The sequence below is a fragment of the Actinomycetota bacterium genome, assembly GCA_035765775.1.
Lineage (GTDB): Bacteria > Actinomycetota > CADDZG01 > JAHWKV01 > JAOPZY01 > DASTWV01.
In genome coordinates this window covers 51,641-71,487 of sequence record DASTWV010000021.1, presented here as the reverse complement: position 1 = coordinate 71,487, position 19,847 = coordinate 51,641, and the positions used below count along the sequence as shown (strand labels likewise).

At 71.7% G+C, this 19,847-nt stretch carries 17 protein-coding genes; 7 read left to right on the top strand and 10 right to left on the bottom strand.

Features of this window, described 5'->3' with window-relative positions; all coding sequences use genetic code 11:
• The first annotated feature begins 7 nt into the window (after positions 1-7).
• Positions 8-1,408: a wax ester/triacylglycerol synthase family O-acyltransferase gene (locus tag VFW71_03615; protein ID HEU5001853.1), complete on the top strand. Its 1,401-nt coding sequence runs from the start codon at positions 8-10 to the stop codon at positions 1,406-1,408.
• A gap of 50 nt (positions 1,409-1,458) precedes the next feature.
• Here VFW71_03615 and VFW71_03610 read toward each other — a convergent pair whose 3' ends face one another.
• On the bottom strand, positions 1,459-2,001 hold the full coding sequence (locus VFW71_03610) for a YqgE/AlgH family protein (GenBank protein HEU5001852.1): 543 nt from the start codon (positions 1,999-2,001) through the stop codon (positions 1,459-1,461).
• Positions 2,002-2,599: 598 nt separating this feature from the next.
• Between VFW71_03610 and VFW71_03605 the strand changes: the two genes are divergently transcribed.
• Positions 2,600-3,871, top strand: a complete 1,272-nt coding sequence (locus tag VFW71_03605; protein HEU5001851.1) for a hypothetical protein — start codon at positions 2,600-2,602, stop codon at positions 3,869-3,871.
• Between the two features lie 33 nt (positions 3,872-3,904).
• On the opposite strand, the gene VFW71_03600 is transcribed toward VFW71_03605, so the two are convergent.
• From VFW71_03600 to VFW71_03590, 3 genes are all read right to left on the bottom strand, one after another.
• A complete protein-coding gene (locus VFW71_03600; GenBank protein HEU5001850.1) occupies positions 3,905-4,480 on the bottom strand; it encodes a hypothetical protein in 576 nt (191 codons plus the stop codon).
• 136 nt (positions 4,481-4,616) lie between these two features.
• The gene (locus VFW71_03595) at positions 4,617-5,570 is read right to left on the bottom strand and encodes a GDP-mannose 4,6-dehydratase (protein HEU5001849.1); all 954 of its coding nucleotides are present in this window, start codon (positions 5,568-5,570) and stop codon (positions 4,617-4,619) included.
• Positions 5,567-6,544 carry a GDP-mannose 4,6-dehydratase gene (locus VFW71_03590; GenBank protein ID HEU5001848.1) on the bottom strand — a complete coding sequence of 326 codons (978 nt, stop codon included), beginning with the start codon at positions 6,542-6,544 and terminating at the stop codon, positions 5,567-5,569. Before VFW71_03590 ends, VFW71_03595 begins: the two co-directional genes overlap by 4 nt.
• Before the next feature lie 147 nt (positions 6,545-6,691).
• Here VFW71_03590 and VFW71_03585 point away from each other — a divergent pair, with 147 nt between their 5' ends.
• From VFW71_03585 to VFW71_03575, 3 genes are read left to right on the top strand one after another with little or no spacing between them, the layout of a single operon-like run.
• On the top strand, positions 6,692-7,747 hold the full coding sequence (locus VFW71_03585; protein HEU5001847.1) for a hypothetical protein: 1,056 nt from the start codon (positions 6,692-6,694) through the stop codon (positions 7,745-7,747).
• Positions 7,748-7,768: 21 nt separating this feature from the next.
• Entirely contained in the window at positions 7,769-8,485 is a 717-nt protein-coding gene (locus VFW71_03580) for a glycosyltransferase (protein ID HEU5001846.1), read from the top strand.
• Between the two features lie 39 nt (positions 8,486-8,524).
• Complete coding sequence (locus tag VFW71_03575; GenBank protein ID HEU5001845.1) at positions 8,525-9,175, top strand: class I SAM-dependent methyltransferase; 651 nt, start codon at positions 8,525-8,527, stop codon at positions 9,173-9,175.
• Between the two features lie 341 nt (positions 9,176-9,516).
• Here the strand turns inward: VFW71_03575 and VFW71_03570 are convergent, their stop codons facing one another.
• The gene (locus VFW71_03570) at positions 9,517-10,263 is read right to left on the bottom strand and encodes a response regulator transcription factor (protein ID HEU5001844.1); all 747 of its coding nucleotides are present in this window, start codon (positions 10,261-10,263) and stop codon (positions 9,517-9,519) included.
• A gap of 1 nt (position 10,264) precedes the next feature.
• The gene (locus VFW71_03565; GenBank protein ID HEU5001843.1) at positions 10,265-12,778 is read right to left on the bottom strand and encodes an ATP-binding protein; all 2,514 of its coding nucleotides are present in this window, start codon (positions 12,776-12,778) and stop codon (positions 10,265-10,267) included.
• An 82-nt stretch (positions 12,779-12,860) separates the two neighbouring features.
• Between VFW71_03565 and VFW71_03560 the strand changes: the two genes are divergently transcribed.
• On the top strand, positions 12,861-13,091 hold the full coding sequence (locus VFW71_03560) for a ribbon-helix-helix protein, CopG family (GenBank protein ID HEU5001842.1): 231 nt from the start codon (positions 12,861-12,863) through the stop codon (positions 13,089-13,091).
• Between the two features lie 366 nt (positions 13,092-13,457).
• Positions 13,458-14,957, top strand: a complete 1,500-nt coding sequence (locus VFW71_03555) for a DUF4232 domain-containing protein (GenBank protein ID HEU5001841.1) — start codon at positions 13,458-13,460, stop codon at positions 14,955-14,957.
• Here the strand turns inward: VFW71_03555 and kdpC are convergent.
• The 4 genes from kdpC to VFW71_03535 form a co-directional block, all read right to left on the bottom strand.
• Complete coding sequence (kdpC, locus tag VFW71_03550; protein HEU5001840.1) at positions 14,954-15,535, bottom strand: K(+)-transporting ATPase subunit C; 582 nt, start codon at positions 15,533-15,535, stop codon at positions 14,954-14,956. The two genes, VFW71_03555 and kdpC, sit on opposite strands and share 4 nt — an antisense overlap.
• A complete protein-coding gene (gene kdpB, locus VFW71_03545; GenBank protein HEU5001839.1) occupies positions 15,535-17,676 on the bottom strand; it encodes a potassium-transporting ATPase subunit KdpB in 2,142 nt (713 codons plus the stop codon). The genes kdpC and kdpB overlap by 1 nt, the downstream gene beginning before the upstream one ends.
• Before the next feature lie 16 nt (positions 17,677-17,692).
• Positions 17,693-19,408 carry a potassium-transporting ATPase subunit KdpA gene (gene kdpA / locus VFW71_03540; GenBank protein HEU5001838.1) on the bottom strand — a complete coding sequence of 572 codons (1,716 nt, stop codon included), beginning with the start codon at positions 19,406-19,408 and terminating at the stop codon, positions 17,693-17,695.
• A gap of 87 nt (positions 19,409-19,495) precedes the next feature.
• Positions 19,496-19,690 (bottom strand): hypothetical protein, encoded by a 195-nt coding sequence (locus tag VFW71_03535; protein HEU5001837.1) that lies wholly within the window; start codon positions 19,688-19,690, stop codon positions 19,496-19,498.
• Positions 19,691-19,847 lie beyond the last annotated feature (157 nt).

Here is a 19,847-nt window from a genome sequence, read left to right as displayed (position 1 = left end):
CCGCCCCATGCACCGCCTGAGCGGCGCCGACGCCGGATTCCTGTACCTGGAGCTGCCGAGCCAACCGATGCACTCGGTGAGCCTGCTGCTCCTGCAGCCGGAAGCCGCCGATTCCCCGCCGGTCACGCTCGACGACATCCGCCGCCACCTGCTCGCCGCCCTGCCGGCGGTGCCCTGCCTGCGTTGGCGGCTGAAGAACGTACCGCTCGGCCTCCACCACCCGGTGGTGTACGTCGACCCGGAGTTCGACATCGACCGGCACCTGGTCACCATCACCCTGCTGCCGCCCGGCGACCCCGAGGAGCTCGACGCGTGCGTGGCCAGCCTGGCCGAGACCTGCCTCGACCGGAGCAAGCCGCTCTGGCAGGTGACCCTGATCGAGGGCCTGGAGGACGGCCGCCAGGCGCTGGCGGTCCAGATGCACCACTGCCTGATGGACGGCGCCGCCCTGCTGGCGGCGTTCGGCCTGGTGTGCTCGGGAGAGCCGGCGCCCGGAGGGGCACTCGAGCCGGCCGACCGGGAGCCTGGAGCCGTGCGGCTGGTCGCCGGGGCGTTCGCCCACAACCTGATGGGGCTCATCCGCCTGCCCGGCCTGCTGGCCCGGTCGGTGCGGGGGGCCCGGGCGGTGAACGCCCGGAAGCGGGCATCGATGGTCCCGGTGCCGGCGCCGGTGGCCGACTCCCCGGTGAGCTCGGTGAACGCCGGCTCGGGCCCCGGCCGGCACCTGGCCCGGACCACGCTCCCGCTCCCCGACATCCGCCTGGTGAAGGAAACCGCCGGGGTGACGGTGAACGACGTGGCCATCGCCCTGTGCGGCGGCGCGCTCCGGTCGTACCTGGAGGCGAAAGGCGACCTCCCCTCGCGCCCGCTGGTCGCCGGCGTCCCCGTGGGCATCGACCTCCCGGGCGCCGGACCGCGCACCTCGGGCAACCAGTGGGCGATCCTGGCGACGACCACGGGCACCGAGATCGCCGACCCGTGGCAGCGCCTGGAGTGTGTGGCGTCGGTGACCGCCGAAGCCAAGACCCAGTTGGCCCTCTTCGGCCGGAGCCTGCTGCAGGAGTGGCTGGAGTACTTCCCGGCGTGGATGTCCATCACGGCCGTGCGCCAGCAGCAGATCAAGCTCGCCCGGCGGCCCGAGAAGGTGGGCTGCAACGTAACCGTCTCCAACCTGCGGGGCCCCACGCAGGCCTGGTGCCTCGGCCCGGCCGTGGTGGACGAGTTCTACGTCACCGGGCCGCCCAGCAACCGCCTGGGCGTGGTGTTCGTCCTCATCGACGAGGGCGAGCACCTGGCGTTCTCGATCCTGTCGGTGGCGGGCTCGGTGGACGACCCGGAGACCCTGGCGGCGGGCCTGCACGGGGCGCTGCGGGACCTGGTGAAGGCGGCCGAGGCCCGGGCCGCATAACCGGGCTGCCCAGAGGGCACAGCCGGAGCGACAAAGAAAACCGCGCGACCTCAGTTCGTCGAGAGGTCGGAGGGCATGAGCGAGAGCATCTTGTAGTCGCCGCCCTTGCGCCGCAGCACGGTCGCCCACAGGCGGGCCGGTTCCTCGGTGAAGACGTCGTCGGGCTGTGCCGGCTCGATGATCCAGGCGTCCTCCGCCAGCTCGCTCTCCAGCTGCCCCGGCCCCCAGCCGGCATACCCGGCGAACACCCGGGCGCGCCGGATGCCAGACAGCGGGTCGTCGGCGTCGTCCGGGGAGGCGAAGCCGACCTGGTCGAAGATCGGCCGCTCGCAGTCGCCCGGGTCGGCGTAGTCGGCCAGGATCACCACCGCCTCCTTTTGGACCGGGCCGCCCAGGAATATGGGCGCCTCGTCCGGCACGAACGGCCCGAGCGGTGGGGCGACCTCCGAGACCGGAATCTCGGCGGGGCGGTTCAGCACCAGGCCGAGCGCACCGTGCTCCTCGTGCTCGGCGATGAGGACCACGCAGCGCCGGAAGTTGGGGTCCAGCAGCTGGCCGGCGGCGATGAGCAGCGAACCGCGCAAACTGTCCATGGGGGCATCATCCCACCGGGGGGCGTTCCGGGCTGCGGGGCTGCGGGGGGAGGCGCCCCTGTGGTCCACCTCGGGCTCAACTCTGGTTCAGGGGTCCCGGGGCCACTCGAAATGGCCCCGGGACGACTGAACGCCCCCCCCAGCCGACTGCATCATTGGTGGCGACGGCCGTGCCGTCGCACTGTCCATAATGGCCGGGGCGGACCCGAAAAGCCAGTTAAACTTCCTTAATAGCCAGCCTGTCATTGCGCGCGGTTGTGCTCCGGCAGCACCGCCGGCGCCCACATGAGCTTCCTTTTTGGGTCTCAGCTCCCCTGCAGAGCAGAAACTTGTGGAAACAGCCGCCACTATGGCGGCAGGATCCACACGTTTGTTCCGGCATGTTCCCAGTTGCACATATGTGGCGGGCCAGGGCCCGCGGGGCCGATCGGGGCCCCAGCGCGCCCATCGGCCCCTCCTGCGGCCCCAACTGAAAAGATGGCCCCGAGGGACGGCCCCGCCGGGCCCCCTCGATCCGGCCCAGCGGGAGGAGGCCCCGGCCATCGCAGACCGGTCCGTCAAGAGGCTACTGGAGCGCGCACCGCTGCCCGAGGGGGCCGTGGCGGTGACCGCGGGCGTCATCGTGGCCGGGATCGCCGCCTACGGCTTCCTGGTTCTCTCCGGCCGGGCGCTGGGCCCGAAGCTGTACGCCGACCTCTCCGTGCTCTGGGTTCTGGGCTTCATCGTGGGCCCGGGCGCCTTCATGCCGCTGGAGCAGGAGATCTCCCGGGCGATCGCCGCCCGCCGGGCGCGGGGTATGGGGGCCCAGCCCGTGCTGCGCCGCGCCATCGTGCTCGGGGCGGGGATGCTGGCCATCTTCGTCGTGGCCGCCACCGCCGCCGGCGCGCCGATCACGAGCAAGCTGTTCGACCACCACCTGGCGCTGTTCATCGGCTTCCTGGTCTCGCTGGCCAGCCTCTACGTGGGCTACCTGGCCCGGGGCTACCTGTCGGGCAACGGCCGCTTCGGCGCCTACGGCGTCCTGGTGGGCGCCGAGGGCGTCTTCCGCCTCCTGCCGGTCCTGTTCTTCGCCGGGGTGGGCTGGGCGACCGTCGGCCCCTACGGCCTGGCCTTCGCCATCGCCCCGCTCATCTCCGCCCCCCTGGTGCTCTCCCGCCAGCGCCGCCTGCTCACGCCCGGCCCCCAGGCGCCCTGGGGCGAGCTGACCGCCGCCCTCGGGTACCTGGTGGCGGCCTCGCTGCTCGCCCAGCTCCTGCTCAACCTCGCCGTGCTGACGATCAAGGTCCTGTCCAGCCCGGCCCAGCAGCCCCTGGCGGGCCGCTTCCTGGCCGGCCTGGTGATCGCCCGGGTCCCCGTGGTGCTGTTCCAGGCGGTCCTGGCGGCCCTCCTTCCCAAGCTGGCGAGCCTGGCGGCCAAGGGCGAGTTCAAGGAGTTCGCCCGGACCACCTGGGGGCTGCTCGCCACGGTGGTGGTCCTGGGGGTGGTGGCCGTGGCCACGGCGGTGGTCGCGGGCACCTTCGCCCTGACCGTGCTGTTCGGCAAGCAGTACCACCTGCAACGGGTGGACTTCGCCTACCTGAGCGGGGCCAGCATCGTGTACATCGTCGCCCTCACCCTCGGGCAGGCCCTGGTGGCCCTGCGCGCCTACGCCGCGCTCGTCGTGGGGTGGGTCGCCGGCGTCCTCGGGTTCCTGGTGGCGGTCAGCCTGGTCCACACCCTGCTGCTGCGGGTCGAGCTCGGCTTCCTGGCCGGCTCGGCGGCCAGCGCCGTGGTCCTCGGCGTGCTCCTGCTCCGCCGGCTGGCGAGCCGGGAGCCCTCCCCGCCGGGCCGGTTCGCGCCCGAGCAGGTGAGCGCGCCCGGCGCCGCCTGACTATTGCCCCACGGAGGCGTCGGGCCGAGGGGCCTACGGCGAGGACGTCGGTGCCGGGATGGCCGTGGACGTCGGGGTAGCCGGGGTCGGCGACGGCTTGGGCTTCGGGTTCAGCAGGCCCCCGAGCAGGCCGCCGAGGGGCGCGGTCTGCGAAGGCGCCGGCACGGGCACGGTGTGCGCCCCGGTGCCGTCGGAGCTGGGCGAGGGCGCCGCCACCGGCTGGGCGGGAGGCTGGTCCGGCCCGGAGACAACTGATCCCCCGGTGTTCGGCACCACGATCGGGCCGGCGGCCTGGACCGAGCCCCCGGACGGGGTGGTCGTCTGCCCGGTGCCCGTGCCCGGCGACAGCAGCTTCGTCACGCTGCTCTGCTGGACGCTGCGCCCCACCGACTGCACCTGGGGTAGCGCCACCGTGGATGGCCCGGTGGGCGGCGTCGACGTGTCGCCGGGCGAGGGGGTAGGCGTGATCGTCGCCGGACCCGAGTCGGGGGCGCCCGGGCCCCCGACCGCCAGGATCACCTCGGCGGAACCGGTGGGCGGGGTCCGCGTGCTGCCCACGCCGTACATCGCGGCGAGCAGGAAGAGCCCCGCTCCGAGCAGCACCAGCACCGCCATCTTCATAGGCCCGCGACGGGCTCTCACCGCCCATCCGACGTGCAGATCCTGCGCGCCGGGGGTCGGGGCATCCGTCCTCCCGTTTAAATGGTAGCGGTCGCCCGACTCGCCCGCGGCCGGCAAGGGCCGCTTAGACCCGCTCGCGCCAGTAGTCGAGGGTGTCCGAGAGCATCTGCTCCAGCGGGATCTTGGGCTCCCAGCCGGTGGCCGCCCGGAACTTGCTGGGATCGGCGTGCAGGATCTGCACGTCGGAGGGCCGCATCTTCTCCGGGACCTGGCGGACCTCGACCTTGGCGTCGCTCATGCCGAGCAGCAGGTCGAGCACCTCCTGGATCGATGGCCGGTTTCCGGTGCCGATGTTGTAGACGTCGCCCGGCACGCCCTTGTCGAGGGCCAGCCAGTAGGCCCGCACGATGTCGCGCACGTCGGTGAAGTCCCGCAGCGCCTCGAGGTTGCCCACCCGCACGACGGGCTCCCGCAGGCCCTTTTCGATCTCGGCAATCTGCTTGGCGAAGTCGGAGGGCAGCAGCACCTGTCCCCGCCGGGGGCCGCCGTGGTTGAAGGCCCGGGTGCGCACCGTGTGGAGGCCGTAGGACCGGTGGTACTGGTAGCCCAGGAGGTCCTGGGCCACCTTGCTCACGCCGTAGGGCGACAAGGGCCGCAGCGGGTTGTCCTCGGTGATCGGCGTCTCCTCGGGAGCCACGTAGCCGTACTCCTCACTGGAGCCGCACACGTGGAACCGGGTGCCCAGCCGGCCCAGCGACCGCAGGCCCTCGAACAAGTTGAGCTGGCCGATGACGTTGGTCTCGATGGTGGACGCCGGCGCCGACCAGGAGGTCGGCACGAAGGACTGGGCCGCCAGGTGGAAGATCCAGTCGGGCTCGACCTGGGCGAGGGTGGTCCGGCAGGAGACGGCATCCAGGATGTCGCACTCCACCAGGGTGACGTCTTTGATGTGGGCGATATTGTCCCGGGGGCTGCGCCACCGGTAGGTGCCGAAGATCTCGACGTCGCCCCGGGCCAGGCAGAACTCGGCCAGGTGGCTGCCAACAAAACCGGTGATGCCGGTGATCAGGACCCTCACATCGCCCTCCTCGTCGTCTCCGGGGCTGGCCGGCGGCCACTGGGTCCGCCCGGATCCCGGTGGGAATCCAACGTGTCGGCCACCGAGGTGGCCATCGGGATCTCCGGCTCCCAGCCGAGGCCCTGCCGCAATTTTGTGGCATCGCCCAGCAGGGTCGCCGGATCCCCGGGCCGGGGAGCGGCCGCCGAGTGCACCTCCACTACGCCAGACAGGCCCGCGGCCTCCAGCAGGATAGCGAGGAGGTCCCCGATGCGCTCCGCCCGGCCGGAGGCGACGTTGTACACCTCGCCGGGCTCGCCCGCTTCGACCAGCAGCCGGTAGGCCCGGCAGACATCCCGGACGTCGAGGAAGTCCCGCCGGCTCTCCAGCCATCCGACGGTCATGCGGGGCGGCTGGTCGCCCCGCTCGATGGCGGCCACCTGGGCGGCGAAGGCGCCGACCGCGTAGTCCGTGGTCTGGCCCGGCCCGGTGTGGTTGAACGAGCGGGCCACCACCACCGGCAGGCCGTGGCGCTCGCCGTAGGCGAAGGCGAGGAGCTCCTGGGCCACCTTGCTGACCGCGTAGGGCGACGCCGGGCGCAGCGGGTCGGTCTCGAGCAGGGGGCGGTCGAGGTGCGCCGCCCCGTACTCCTGGGCCGAGCCCACCACCAGGAACCGGGTGCCCGGCCGGCTGGCGAGCGCCCCGAGCAGGTGCGAGGTCCCGATCACGTTGACCTCGAAGGTCTCCTGGGCGGCGTCCCACGACTTCTGGGGCGAGGCCAGGGCGGCGAGGTGGATGACCCCCTCCGGGGCGTGCTCCGCCACGACTGCCGCCACGCGGACCGGGTCGCGGATGTCGAACACGCCGGTGGCCACCGGGATCGGGGGCGTCCAGGGGACGTGGGAGACCGCCACCACCTCGTGGCCGGCACCGGCCAGTTCCGGCAGCAGGTGGTGGCCGACGAAGCCGCCCGCGCCGGTGACCAGGATCCGCATGGCCGGCACGATAGCGGGCGGGCGCAGAGCGGGCCGTGGGCCGGCCGGGAACCAGCCCTGCGGGCGGCACGGGCGAGAAAGGCGAGCGGTGGGGCTTTTCTCCGGCGGCGGGCCGGTCGATACATGGGGAGAAGGAGGCGTCGGGCGATGAGGCGGTGGCTGATCGGAGCGATGCTCGGCGCGCTGGTGATGGCGCTGCTGGCCTGGCTGGTGGTGGCCAACCTGCCCCAGTGGGCCAGCACGGTGGAGATCCAGGGCCTGATGCCACCCGAGGGCCTGGCAGCCACCATGCCCGCACCGTCGCCCGCCCGGGCATGGTCCGGACCGGCGGTGGCGTGCGGCACCCTGGCCCTCCAGCCCTGGGGACCGGCGGTGCCTTCCGGGACGGCCGTGAGCACCTCGGTGACCCTCGCCGGGGTGAAGGCCACCCTGTCGGGCCTGGCCGTCGCCGCGGCCGGGGGCACCGCCCTTGGCCAGGGGCAGCTGACCGTCTCCGGGCTGACAGCCTCGCCCGCCAGGCAGGCGGTAGCCCCACCCGTCTACCCGGGCTTCAGCCCACCCTCGGGGATGCCGGTGATCCCGTGGCCCATCGGTGCGCAGACCTCGTCCAGCGCCGGGCAACCGCTTTGCCTGGCCCGCTTCGGGACCGACGCCCTGCCGACGGTGCTGCTCGGCCTGGACACCGGCGGGGCGCACTGCTGCGGCCTTGTGCGGGCCTACCCGCTCGGTCCGTCCGGCATCGGCGCGCCGGTGGACAAGGACCTGGGCAACCCGGGGGCCACCGTCCAGGCCTCGGGTGACCACGCCCTCGTGGTGACGGCCGACAACGCCTTCGCCTACCAGTTCTCCTCCTTCGGCGGCTCGGGCATGCCGGTGACCGTGTGGGAGTTCACCCGCGGCGCCTTCGCCGACACCACCCGCCAGCACCTCGACCTGGTCCAGACCGATGCCACGACGTGGTGGGAGGACGTCACCGATCCAGGACCGGGGCTGCGGCCGGGGGTCGGCCTGGGCATCCTGGCGGCCTGGGTGGCGGACGAGTGCATTCTCGGCCAGGGGACCCACGCCTGGGCCACCGTCAACGGCCTGCAGGTGCTGCACCGCCTGGGGGGCAACGCCGCCGACCTGCCGGCGCTGCCCAGCGGGGCCGCCTACGTCAGCGCCCTGCATGGGTTCCTGACCCAGCACGGGTACTGCACCTGATCCCGCCGTAGGCTCTGGCCGGTGCCCGACCTTTCGATCGTCGTCCCGGCGTACAACGAAGGCTCCGCCATCGTCGCCTGCCTCGATCAGATCGTCGCCACGGTAGCGACACCCTTCGAGGTCCTGGTGGTCTACGACACGCCGGAGGACACCACGGCCCCGTTCGTGGCCAGCTACGCCCGCGCCGATCCCCGCGTGCGGCCGGCCCTGAACACCTACGGGCGGGGGCCGGCCCAGGCCATCCGCTTCGGCCTGGAGCATGCCCAGGCGCCGATCGCGGTCGTGACGATGGCGGACGGCAGCGACGAGGCCCGGCTCATCGACGAGATGGCCCGACTGGTGGCCGAGGGGGCGGCGGTGGTCGCCGCCTCCCGCTACATGCGGGGCGGCCGCCAGATCGGCGGGCCTCCGCTGAAGCGCACCTTGTCCCGGCTCGCCGGGGTTTCCCTGTACTGGCTCGGCCGGGTGGGGACCCACGACGCCACCAGCGCCTTCAAGGCATACTCCACCGCCTTCGTGCGGGAGGCGCGTATAGAGTCTGACCGCGGATTCGAGATCGGCCTCGAGCTGGTGGGCAAGGCGAAGCACATGGGCCGGAGGGTGGCCGAGGTCCCCACCACCTGGCGGGACCGTACGGAGGGCGCATCCAACTTCCGGGTGGCGGCATGGCTCCCGACCTACCTGCGGTGGTACTGGCGAGCCCTGCGGCCCGCCCGGGACCGGGGGGCCGGCGGGTGAGCGGGTGAGCGGGGACGTGATGACGAGAGGGTTCGGCCGGTGAACTACCAGCGTCTGTACCAGTACCGGTTCCGCAACGTCCCCCAGGAACGGCGCACCGACATCTGGGACGTCATCGCGCGCTACCTGTACGGCCAGCTCGGGTCACCCGAGACCCTGCTGGACCCGGCTGCGGGACGGTGCGAGTTCATCAACAGCGCTCCGGCGGCCGAGCGGTGGGCCGTCGATGCCCAGGACTACCGCGCCTTCGCCGCCGACGGCGTCCGCTTCGTGGAGTCGGACATCATGACGGCGGACCTGCCCGAGGCCCATTTCGGCGGCGTCTTCGCCTCCAACTTCCTGGAGCACCTGCCCAGCCAGGAGGCGGTCGCCGCCTTCCTCGAGCGCATGTTCCGGTGCACGAAGCCCGGCGGTCGCATCGCCGTCATGGGGCCCAACTTCCGGTACTGCGCGGGCGTGTATTTCGACTTCGCCGACCACACCGTGGTCCTCACCCACCGGGGCGTCGAGGAGCACCTGTACGCCGCCGGCTTCGACATCGTGGCGGTGCACCCGCAGTTCCTCCCCTTCTCGTTCACTGGCCGCCTCCCCGCCGCCCCGAACCTCGTCCGCCGGTACCTGCAGTTCCCCCTGGCCTGGCGGGTGCTGGGCAAGCAGTTCCTCGTGATCGGCCAGAGGCCGGAGCCGTAGCATGGCCGCATGAGCGAAGCGCTCTCGGCAGTCTTGTTTGAGGCCGTATGAGGCACTGGGGCTCGGGGCGGCCGGGTGCACGGCTCTCATCAACCGGATGCTCCACACCCCCAGCGGCAACGCCTACTACCCCGACGTGATGGTCGGCTGCGGCACTTCGTCAAGCCCTCTTCACGAAGACGACGCAGCCCTTATTGTCGTTCCCTGACCGTCCCCGGTTCGAAGTCGCCCGGCCCAGGAATGGCGGGATCGGATCCTGGGAGGCCTTGGGGCCTGGTCAGGCGCTGCTCACACCCTTCGGCGACATCACCTTGGGCCCGCTCTACGCCGAGCTGGATCGCTCAGCCGCCACCTAGAAGTTCCCCGGCCCCCTCGGCGGGCGCTTTCCCATCCTCGGAGGGAACGCCGGACACAAAGCGCACACCGACCCCCGGCTCGGTCCGGAAGTAACGGGGGCGGGACGGGTTCGGCTCCAGCTTGCGGCGGATCGTGGCCATGTAGGAGCGCAGGTAGTTGGTCTCCTTCTCGTAGGCCGGCCCCCAGACCTGCTTCAGGAGCTGGCGCTGGGTCACCAGCCGGTCCCGGTTGCGCACCAGCACCTCCACCAGCTGCCACTCGGTGCGGGTGAGGCTGACCTCCACGCCGTCCGCCCGCTTCACCCGGTGGGCGGCCAGGTCCACCTCGAAGTCGTCGGTGGCGACCGACGCCGCCTCGTCGCTGATCGAGGACCGGCGCAGCGTGGCCCGGATGCGGGCCAGGAGCTCGTCCATGCCGAAGGGCTTCGTGACGTAATCGTCGGCCCCGGCATCGAGGGCGGCCACCTTGTCGGCCTCCTGGTCGCGCACCGACAGGATCACGATCGGCATCTGGGACCAGCCCCGCAGGCCCCGCACCACCTCGATGCCGTCGATGCCCGGCAGGCCGAGGTCGAGGATGACCACGTCCGGGTGGTGGCGGGCGGCAAGCTCCAGCGCCTCCTCGCCGCTGCGGGCGAGATCGACCTCGTAGCGCCGGGCGCGCAGGTTGACCTCCAGGGTCTTGCGGATCTGGGGCTCGTCGTCGACGACGAGGACGCGGCCGGTCGACATTTCAGTCGGCCTTCCTGAGCGACAGCACCATCGTGGTGCCGCCCCCCGGGGTGTCCTCCAACAGGACCTCCCCGCCCATCGCCTCGACGAAGCCCCGGGCGACCGCCAACCCGAGGCCGACGCCGTTGGTGTGCACCCGGCCCCCGTCGCCCAGGCGCTGGAAGGGCTGGAACACCCGGTCCCGCTCGCCGGTCGGGATGCCCGGGCCCCGGTCGATCACCCGCAGGTCCACCCGGTCGCCCACCTCCCCGGCCTCCACCCGCACGGGCCGCCCCGAGGGCGACCAGGACAGGGCGTTGTCGATCACGTTGGCCACCGACCGCTCCAGCAGGGCCGGGTCGGCCTCCACGGGCGGGAGACTATCGGCCACGTCCACCCCGACCGTGCCCACGTCGCGGGACAGGCTCCCGAGCGCCGCCGAGACCACCTCCTCGAGCCCCACCGGCCGGAGCGCCAGGTGCAGGGCGCCGGTCTGCAGCCGGCTCATGTCGAGCAGGTTGGAGACCACCTTGTTGAGCCGGTCCGCCTCCCCCTCGATGGTGGCGGCGAAGCTGCGCACCGCCTCCTGCGACCAGTCGACCTCGTCGGAGCGCAGGCTGCTGGCCGAGGCCTTGATCGATGCCAGCGGGGTGCGCAGGTCGTGCGACACGGCGGCCAGCAGGGCGGTCCGCAGGCGGTTGGACTCGGCCAGCTCGCCGGCCGACGCCGCTTCGGCCTGGAGCCGGCGCCCGGCCTGGACCACCCGGAGCTGGGCGACGAAGGAATTGAGGAGCCGGTGGTCCTCCCCCACCAGCTCGCCCCCGGCCAGGGCCAGCACCGACCCCTCGTCCAACGCCGCCGAGAAGGAGGCGCCCTCGGGGCGCTGCGGGATGGGCGCCCCGGCGGCGCCCTCGACCCGCCACTCCGCCCCATCCGGCGCCAGCACTGCGACCGCGGTGAGGCCGAAGGTCTCGCGCAGCTGGCGCAGGAGGTTGGGCAGGGCCTCCTCGCCCGCCGACAGCACCGAGCTGGCCGCCAGCCGGGCCAGGGCCTCGGCCTCCGCCTGGCTGCGGGCGGCGGACACCCGGAGACGGGCGGCCCGCTCCCCCACCGCCGAGACCGCCACCGCGACCGCCAGGAACACGATCAGCGATGTGGCGTCGATCGGGTGGGCGACCGACAGCGTGTGCAGCGGCGGCATGAAGTAGAAGTCGGCCACGATGAAGGCCACCACCGCCCCCGTGAGTGCCGGAACGGCACCGCCGACGATGGCGACGGCCACGATGAGGGCGAGGAACAGCAGCAGGCTGGCGGCGGTGGACAGGTTGGCCCGGAACGGGACCAGCACAGCAGCCAGCCCCGGGGCGCCGATCACCCCGAGCACGAATGCCGCCTGGCGGCGCCGGTGCGGGAAGGGGGCGAGGTGCCGGCGCCTGAGGGGGCGGGGCAGCGGCCGCCCCTCCGGGTCTGTGGCCGAGATGACGTGGACGTCGATCGGCCCGGCCAGGCGGATGACCCGGTTGATGGTGGAGCCGTGCAGCAGCTCGGACCACCGCGGGCTGCGGGGCGCCCCCATGACCAGCTGGGTGGCGTTCTCCGCCCGGGCGAACTTGACCAGGGCCTCGGCGGTGTCGCCGCCCGTGATCTCAAGGTAACGGCCGCCCAGCTCGGCGACCAGCGCCCGCTGGTGGCTGAGGAGCTCGGGCGGCGGGCCGGTCAGGCCATCGGCCGCCCGCACATGGACGGCGAGCAGTTCGCCTTTGGAACGGGCCGCCATCCGGGCTCCCCGGCGGATGAGGTGCTCGCCGTCGGTGGTGCCGTCGAGGGCGACGATGACGCGCTCCCGGGTCTCCCAGGGCTGCGCGATGCCATGGCGGGCGCGGTAGTCGTGCAGCGCCTCGTCCACCCGGTCGGCCACCCACAGCAGCGCCAGCTCCCGGAGAGCCGCCAGGTTGCCCTCCCGGAAGTAGTTCCCGAGGGCGACGTCCACCTTCTCCGGCGGGTAGATGTTGCCGTGCGCCATCCGGCGCCGGAGGGCCTCGGCCGACATGTCCACCAGCTCGATCTGGTCGGCTGCCCGGACGACGGCGTCGGGGATGGTCTCGCGCTGGGGCACGCCGGTGATGCGCTCGACGACGTCGTTCAGCGAGTCGAGGTGCTGGATGTTGACCGTCGAGATGACGTTGATGCCGGCCTCGAGCAGCTGCTCGACATCCTGCCAGCGCTTCTCATTGCGGGAGCCCGGGACGTTGGTGTGGGCCAGCTCGTCCACCAGGGCAATCTCCGGGTGGGCCGCCAGCACGGCGTCGAGATCCATCTCCTCGAAGCGCTGGCCCCGGTACTCGATGCTGGCCCGGGGGACGACGATCAGGTCGCGCAGCTGGCCCCGGGTGTTGGGGCGGTCGTAGGTCTGGACGTAGGCGACCACGACGTCCTTGCCGCGGGCGTGCGCACGCCAGCCCTCGTTGAGCATGGCGTAGGTCTTGCCCACCCCCGGGGCGGCGCCGAGGTAGATCCGGAGTTTTCCCCGAGCCATAGTTGTCAGCCCTCAGTGTCGCGCTGGGCGGGGGGTGCAACATGATGCGCGCAGTCGTGCCACTGCACGCTAGCCTTGTTCCATGCGCACAACCATCACCCTGGACGAGGACGTCGCCGCAGCCGTCGAGCAGGTGCGACGCGAGCGGTCGGTGGGCATGAGCCAGGCCATCAACGACTTGATCCGGGCGGGACTGGCCGCCAAACCTGTTCGGCGCCCGTTCAAGCAAAAGTCGTACCCCATGGGGTTGTTGATCGACGTCTCAAGCATTGCGAACGCCATTGAATATTTGGAAGGACCGTTCGCGCGCTGATGCTGGTCGCCGCCAGCCTCCTGTTCTTTCCCACGGACGAGCAAAATCCGTTCCCCGGCTGAGCGCGGGACCGGCTGAGTAGGCAGTAGAAAGGGGCCACGACCCTGCCCGGTCTTCGTGCGACTTCCGCCTGTGGTCACGTTCGAACCTGGGGCGACCTGTTCATGGATGGCGGTGCGTAACCTTGCCTGTGCCATTACGTCAAACCTTATGCTCGGCTACTCTTGGCTGTACGACCGAAGGGCGACTATGAAGAATCACGGGAGCATCCCGGCCGCGACGAGCATGGCGCTCCTGCTCGTGCTCGCTGGGTGCAGCTCCGGCCACCATTCCGCGGCCGCGCACTCGCCTTCGCCCTCTGCACCGGTGGCGAGCAGTCCCTCAGCCACCTCGACGCCCCCGGCATCCACCACATCGCCGACGGCTTCCGCCGCAGCGACGGCGCCTGTCCCTGCCGGCTTCGCCCCGCTCTCGGCCTCGTTCGTGTCCCCACTGGACGCCTTCGTCCTGGGTGAGGAACCGTGCGGCGCCAGCACCTGCACCGCGCTGGCGGCGACAAATGACTCCGGATGGAGCTGGCACGCCCTGGCGCCCCCGCCCAGCCCCCTGCGTGACCTCACCGCCGTGCGCTTCGCGAGCCGCACCATCGGCTACGCCTACGGGCCCCACCTCCTCGACGTGACCAGCGACGGTGGCCGGACCTGGGCGGCGGCGCCCTATCCGGGGCAGGGCTCGGGGGCAACGCTGGTGCAGCTGGCCGCTTCCGCAGGGGACGTCGTTGCCCTGACGAGTGCGGGCGGCTCGGCCACCGTCAGCCGGAGCGCCATCGGGCGGCCGGCATGGTCCGCCATCCCGGGCGGCTCTGCGCCGGCACCCGGCAACCCTTCCTCGCTCAGTATGGGGATCAACGGTGGCGCCGGCTACTTGCTGAGCGGCACGACACTTGTCGGCGGCGCGGTGACCGGCACCTGGACGTCGGCGCCCGCCCCCTGCCCGACGGGGCTCGACGCCACCCAGAAGGTCGCTGTGGCCAGCAATGGCGCAGTGGATGTCGCCTGCTCCGGTCCAGGCCAGGGGGGCCAGTACCGAAAAGAGGTGCTGACTACCTACGAGTTCGGGGCTGCATTCGGGCCCGCCAACGGTACGGCATCGAATGCCCCGGCTGCCGGCGCAGTGCAGTTCATCGACGCCGGCGGGCCGACAACCCTGGCAGTCACATCGGCAACGACCAGTGTCTTCCTCCTGAACGGGCAAGCCTGGGACCAGGTCTTCGGTCCTGCAGGGGCAGGGCAGCCGGTAGCCGATTTCGGGTTCACGAACAACTTCCAGGGCCTGCTCATCCTGGGCAACCCGTCGGGGGCGACGGGCCCCGGCGACGGCCTCTACCTCACGGCCGACGCCGGCGAGACTTGGCGTTTGGTCGATTTCACCGCAACCGCGCTCCCCGGCCCATGCTCGGCAGGAAACCTCACCCTGAAGCCTGGCTCCACGATGTTCGGGCTGGGCAACACCGCGTTCAGCCTGTACTTCGAAACCACGGGTGCCCCGTGCAGCCTGCACGGGTATCCCGGCGTGACCGCCGAGGGTTCCGGAAACCGGCCCCTCGCCACGGCGACCAGGAGCCCAACGAGCTACATGGTCCAACCGCACCCGGACGTCCCGGTGGTGGTCAGCCCCGGGCACCCAGCGACCTTCTACATCAGCGACACCGACAACCCGGCGGGGGGTGCTACTTCGTGCCCGACCACAACCCGACTGGTCGTATTCCCGCCGGGAGCCACCGCCACAGTGTCGGTCACGACACAGCTCAGTCTGTGTTCGTTGCCTCCCGTGGTGTCGCCGGTTTTTCCGGGCCGCCAGCACTAGGCGCGCCAGGTACGGTCCAGGGCCAGGTTCAGGGTCAGCACGTTGACCCCCGGCTCGCCGAAGATGCCCAACGACCGGCCCTCGGTGTTTGCTTTGACCAGCCCCATCACTGCCTCGAGGGAGACCCCCCGGGCCTGGGCCACCCGGGGCCCCTGGTCGTCGGCATTGGCGATCGAGATCTCCGGGTCCAGCCCCGAGCCCGATGCCGTCACGGCATCGACGGGCACCGGGGCGTTCGCCGGCAGGCCGTTCTCGGCCCGGTAGGCCGTCACCCGCTGATCGACGTCGGCGAGCAGCGTCGAGGACGACGGCCCCAAGTTCGACGCCCCGCTGGCGAGAGCGTCGTACCCGCTGGCGCCGGCGGCCGAGGGCCGGGGGTGGAAGTACCGGGGGTCGGTGAACTCCTGGCCGAGCAACGTGGAGCCCACAACCGCCCCGTTCACGGTGATGAGCGAACCGTTGGCCTGGCTGCTGAACAGGGCCTGGGCGAGCCCGGTCATTACCAGCGGGTAGCCCAGCCCCAGCAGGATCGTGAGGACGATGGTCACCCGGAGCGCGGGGACCAGCTGGCGGCGCATCAGTGCACCCCCAGTCCGGCCAGGACTACGTCGATGGCCTTGATGCCGAGGAAGGGGGCGAGGACCCCGCCGAGCCCGTAGATCAGCAGGTTGCGCCGGAGCACGGCGGCGGCGCCCAGGGGCCGGAACTTGACCCCCTTCAGGGCGAGCGGGATGAGCACCACGATGATGAGGGCGTTGAAGATGACCGCCGACAGGATGGCCGAGTGCGGGTTGGCCAGCCGCATGACGTTCAGCGTCCGCAGCTCGGGGAAGACCCCCTGGAACATCGCCGGGATGATGGCGAAGTACTTCGCCACGTCGTTGGCAATCGAGAAGGTGGTGAGCGACCCCCGGGTGATGAGCAGCTGCTTGCCGATCTCGACGATCTCCATCAACTTCGTGGGGTTGGAGTCGAGGTCGACCATGTTGCCCGCCTCCTTGGCCGCCTGGGTGCCGGTGTTCATGGCCACGCCGACGTCGGCCTGGGCCAGCGCGGGGGCGTCGTTGGTGCCGTCGCCGGTCATCGCCACCAGGAAGCCGCCCTGCTGCTCCTGGCGGATGAGGGCCATCTTGTCCTCGGGCGTGGCCTCGGCGAGGAAGTCGTCCACCCCCGCCTCCTGGGCGATGGCGGCGGCGGTCAGCGGGTTGTCGCCGGTGATCATCACCGTGCGGATGCCCATCCGGCGGAGCTGCTCGAAGCGCTCGGCGATCCCCGGCTTCACCATGTCCTTCAGGTGGATCACGCCCAGCACCCGGGTGGCTTGCCCCTCGGAGGCGGCCACGACCAGCGGCGTGCCCCCGGTGCGGGCGATCTGCTCGACGACGGGCTCGAGGCCGTCGGGCACGTCACCGCCTTGCTCGCGGACCCAGCGCCGGACCGAGTCGGTGGCCCCTTTGCGGATGCTGCGGGCCGGGGCGCCGTCCGCCGCCCCCAGGTCAACGCCGCTCATGCGGGTCTGGGCGGTGAAGGGCACCAGGGTGGCATCGAGCAGGTCACGCCCGGCCAGGCCGTACCGCTCCCGGGCGAGCGCCACGATGGAGCGGCCCTCGGGGGTCTCGTCGGCCAGGCTGGAGAGCTGGGCGGCCTCGGCGAGGTCGCCCTCGGACACGCCGCCCACCGGGAGGAACTCGGCGGCCTGGCGGTTGCCCAGGGTGATGGTCCCGGTCTTGTCCAGCAGGAGGGTCGAGCAGTCGCCCGCCGCCTCGACCGCCCGCCCGCTCATCGCCAGCACGTTGCGCTGCACGAGCCGGTCCATCCCGGCGATGCCGATGGCGGACAGCAGCCCGCCGATGGTGGTCGGGATCAGGCAGACCAGCAGGGCCACGAGGACGGTGACCGACTGCTCGGCGTGCGAGTACACGGCGAAGGGCTGCAGGGTCACCACCGCCAGCAAGAAGATGATCGTGAGCCCGGCGAGGAGGATGTTGAGGGCGATCTCGTTCGGGGTCTTCTGCCGGCTGGCGCCCTCCACCAGGGAGATCATCCGATCCAGGAAGCTCTCGCCCGGCTTGGCGCTGATGCGCACGACGATCTCGTCGGACAGCACCCGGGTGCCGCCGGTCACCGAGGAGCGGTCACCGCCCGACTCCCGGATCACCGGGGCGGACTCGCCGGTGATCGCCGACTCGTCCACCGAGGCGATGCCCTCGACCACCTCGCCGTCGCCCGGGATCAGCTGCCCCGGCCGCACGACGCACAAGTCGCCCACCGCCAGCTTCGACGACGGGGTCTCCACCAGCTCGCCGGCGGCGTCCCGCACGTAGGCCACCGTCTCGGAACGGGTCTTGCGCAACGTGTCGGCCTGGGCCTTGCCCCGGCCCTCGGCGACGGCTTCGGCGAAGTTGGCGAACGCCACGGTGAACCACAGCCACACCGACACCAGCCCGGTGAAGGCGCTGTCCGCAGCCGGAGCTGAGCCCAGGTACCAGAAGAACAGGAGCGTGGTGAGCACGCTGCCCACCTCGACGACGAACATCACCGGGTTGCGGAGCACGGAGCGGGGATCGAGCTTGCGGATCGAGCCACCCACCGCCCGGCGCAGGATCACCCGGTCGAACATCGACCTGGACGCAGCGGCGGAGCGGCGGTGACCCGAGCCGGGCGGCTGGGCCGGGGTCGGGGCAGCTGCGGTGTGGGGTGCAGTGGTTTCGGTAGCCATCGTCAGGGTCACCGCTCTAGAAGTGGCCCGCCAGGTGCTCGACCAGCGGGCCCAGGGCGATGACCGGGAAGAAGGTGAGGCCCACCACCAGGATCACGACGCCCAGCATCAGGCCGAAGAACTGCGGGCTGCCGGTGGGGAAGGTGCCGGTGGAGGCGGGGACAGGCTGCTTGCGGGCCAGTGACCCACCGATGGCCAGGACCGGGATCATGAGGAAGAAACGCCCGATCAGCATGGCGAACGCCCCGGTGACGTTGTACCAGTCGGTGGCGCCGTTCAGCCCGGCGAACGCCGAGCCATTGTTGTTGGCCATCGAGGTGTAGCCGTAGACCATCTCGGTCAGGCCGTGCGGGCCGGCGTTGGTCAGCGAGCCCAGCGCGGTTTTCAGCAGGATGGCGGTGCCGGCGAAGACCAGGATGGCCAGCGGCGCGGCCAGGAGGTAGACGACGACCAGCTTCATCTCGGCCGCCTGGATCTTCTTGCCCAGGTACTCGGGGGTGCGGCCCACCATGAGCCCGGCGATGAACACCGCCAGCAGAGCGAAGATCAGCATGCCGTAGAGGCCCGAGCCCGTGCCGCCGGGATCGACCTCGCCGAACATGATGTTGAGCAGGGCGGTGCCCCCTCCGAGCGGGGTCATCGAGTCGTGGGAGCAGTTGACCGCCCCGGTCGAGGTCCCGGTGGTCGCGGCGGCGAACAGCCCGCATGAGGCCGGGCCGAAGCGCACCTCCTTGCCCTCCATGTTCCCGCCCGGCTGGGTCGCGGTGGCGGTCTGGCTGGTCCCGGCGGCGGCCAGCTTCACCGAGCCGCCGGTCTCGAAGTGCATCGCCAAAAGGCTCATGCCGAGCCACAGGGCGACCATGGTGGCGACGATCACCCACCCCTGTTTGCGGTCGCCCACCATGCGCCCGAAGGCGAACGGCAGCGAGAACGGGATCAGCAGGAGGAGGAAGATCTCGACGATGTCGGTCAGGCCGTTGGGGTTCTCGAAGGGGTGGGCCGAGTTGGCGTTGTACGGCCCGCCGCCGTTCTCCCCGATCTCCTTGATGGCCTCCTGGCTGGCCACCGGACCGCCGGGGATCTGCTGGGCGGCGCCCTGCACCGTGGTGGCCCGGGTGTCCTGGCGGAAGTTCTGCACCGCCCCCTGGCTCACGAGGAACAGCCCGGCGACGATGGCCATCGGCAACAGCACCCGGGTGCAGGTCCGGGTGAGGTCGACCCAGAAGTTGCCCAGCCGGCGGGTGCGCCGCCGTACCAGCCCCCGCACCAGGGCGATGGCGACCGCCGCCCCGGCGGCCGCCGAGACGAAGTTGTGGAAGGCCAGCCCAGCCATCTGGGTGAGCTGGGCCATCGTCGACTTGCCGGCGTAGTTCTGCCAGTTGGTGTTGGTGAGGAAGCTGACCGCGGTGTTGAACGACAGCAACGGGCTGACCCCGGCGAGGTGGTCCGGGTTGCCCGGCAGGTGGCCCTGCAGGCGGAGCTGGGCGTACAGGACGAGGACCGACACCAGGCTGAAGGCCAGCAGCGAGTAGGCGTAGACCTTCCAGTCCTGCTCCCGGTCGGGGTCGACGCCGCAGAACCGGTAGACCGCCCGCTCGATGGGGCCGAAGATCCGGTCCCCGGGCGCCTTCCCGCCCCCGTAGACCCGGGCGAGGTAGCGCCCGAGCAGCGGGGCGGCCACGGCCAGCGCCCCGACGAGGACGCCGAACTGGGCCCAGGCGGTCGCGGTCACCGGGCTACAGCTTCTCCGGGAAGATGAGGGCGTAGACCAGGTAGGCCGCCAGCGCCACCGCGATGATCAGCCCGATGACGTCGGCGTTCATACCGCCGCCGGGGCCTTCCCGCCGGCCGGTTCGGCCCCGGCGCAGGAGGTGTCCGCGGGAAGGGGCAGCTCGGCGACGGGCTCCTCCTCGAGGCCGGGGTCGGCTCCGATGATGCGGTCGCAGCCCGCCACGAACGCCGCCGCCACGGCGAAGAACGCCACGACCATTGCCACGCTCAGCACGTCCAGCATCCGCCGCCTCCTCGGGAGACCTCTCGCCCCCACTATCGGGGCCGGTCGGGGCGGAACTAGCCGGATGGACGCTTCCTTAACGCCCGCACGCCGGTTCTTGACGGGGCCTTGATGGAGGGGGCCGGGTCGGGGTCGGCCGGGGCGGCCGGGGCGTCGC

What these genes read in the sequence shown, in the direction of transcription:
- VFW71_03590 (HEU5001848.1), bottom strand. Translation starts at nt 6,544, where the DNA reads ATGCGGATCCTGGTCACCGGCGCGGGCGGCTTCGTCGGCCACCACCTG.
- VFW71_03560 (HEU5001842.1), top strand. Translation starts at nt 12,861, where the DNA reads ATGCGCACAACCATCACCCTGGACGAGGACGTCGCCGCAGCCGTCGAG.
- VFW71_03610 (HEU5001852.1), bottom strand. Translation starts at nt 2,001, where the DNA reads ATGGACAGTTTGCGCGGTTCGCTGCTCATCGCCGCCGGCCAGCTGCTG.
- kdpB (HEU5001839.1), bottom strand. Translation starts at nt 17,676, where the DNA reads ATGGCTACCGAAACCACTGCACCCCACACCGCAGCTGCCCCGACCCCG.
- kdpC (HEU5001840.1), bottom strand. Translation starts at nt 15,535, where the DNA reads ATGCGCCGCCAGCTGGTCCCCGCGCTCCGGGTGACCATCGTCCTCACG.
- VFW71_03570 (HEU5001844.1), bottom strand. Translation starts at nt 10,263, where the DNA reads ATGTCGACCGGCCGCGTCCTCGTCGTCGACGACGAGCCCCAGATCCGC.
- VFW71_03585 (HEU5001847.1), top strand. Translation starts at nt 6,692, where the DNA reads ATGAGGCGGTGGCTGATCGGAGCGATGCTCGGCGCGCTGGTGATGGCG.
- VFW71_03615 (HEU5001853.1), top strand. Translation starts at nt 8, where the DNA reads ATGCACCGCCTGAGCGGCGCCGACGCCGGATTCCTGTACCTGGAGCTG.
- VFW71_03565 (HEU5001843.1), bottom strand. Translation starts at nt 12,778, where the DNA reads ATGGCTCGGGGAAAACTCCGGATCTACCTCGGCGCCGCCCCGGGGGTG.
- VFW71_03535 (HEU5001837.1), bottom strand. Translation starts at nt 19,690, where the DNA reads ATGCTGGACGTGCTGAGCGTGGCAATGGTCGTGGCGTTCTTCGCCGTG.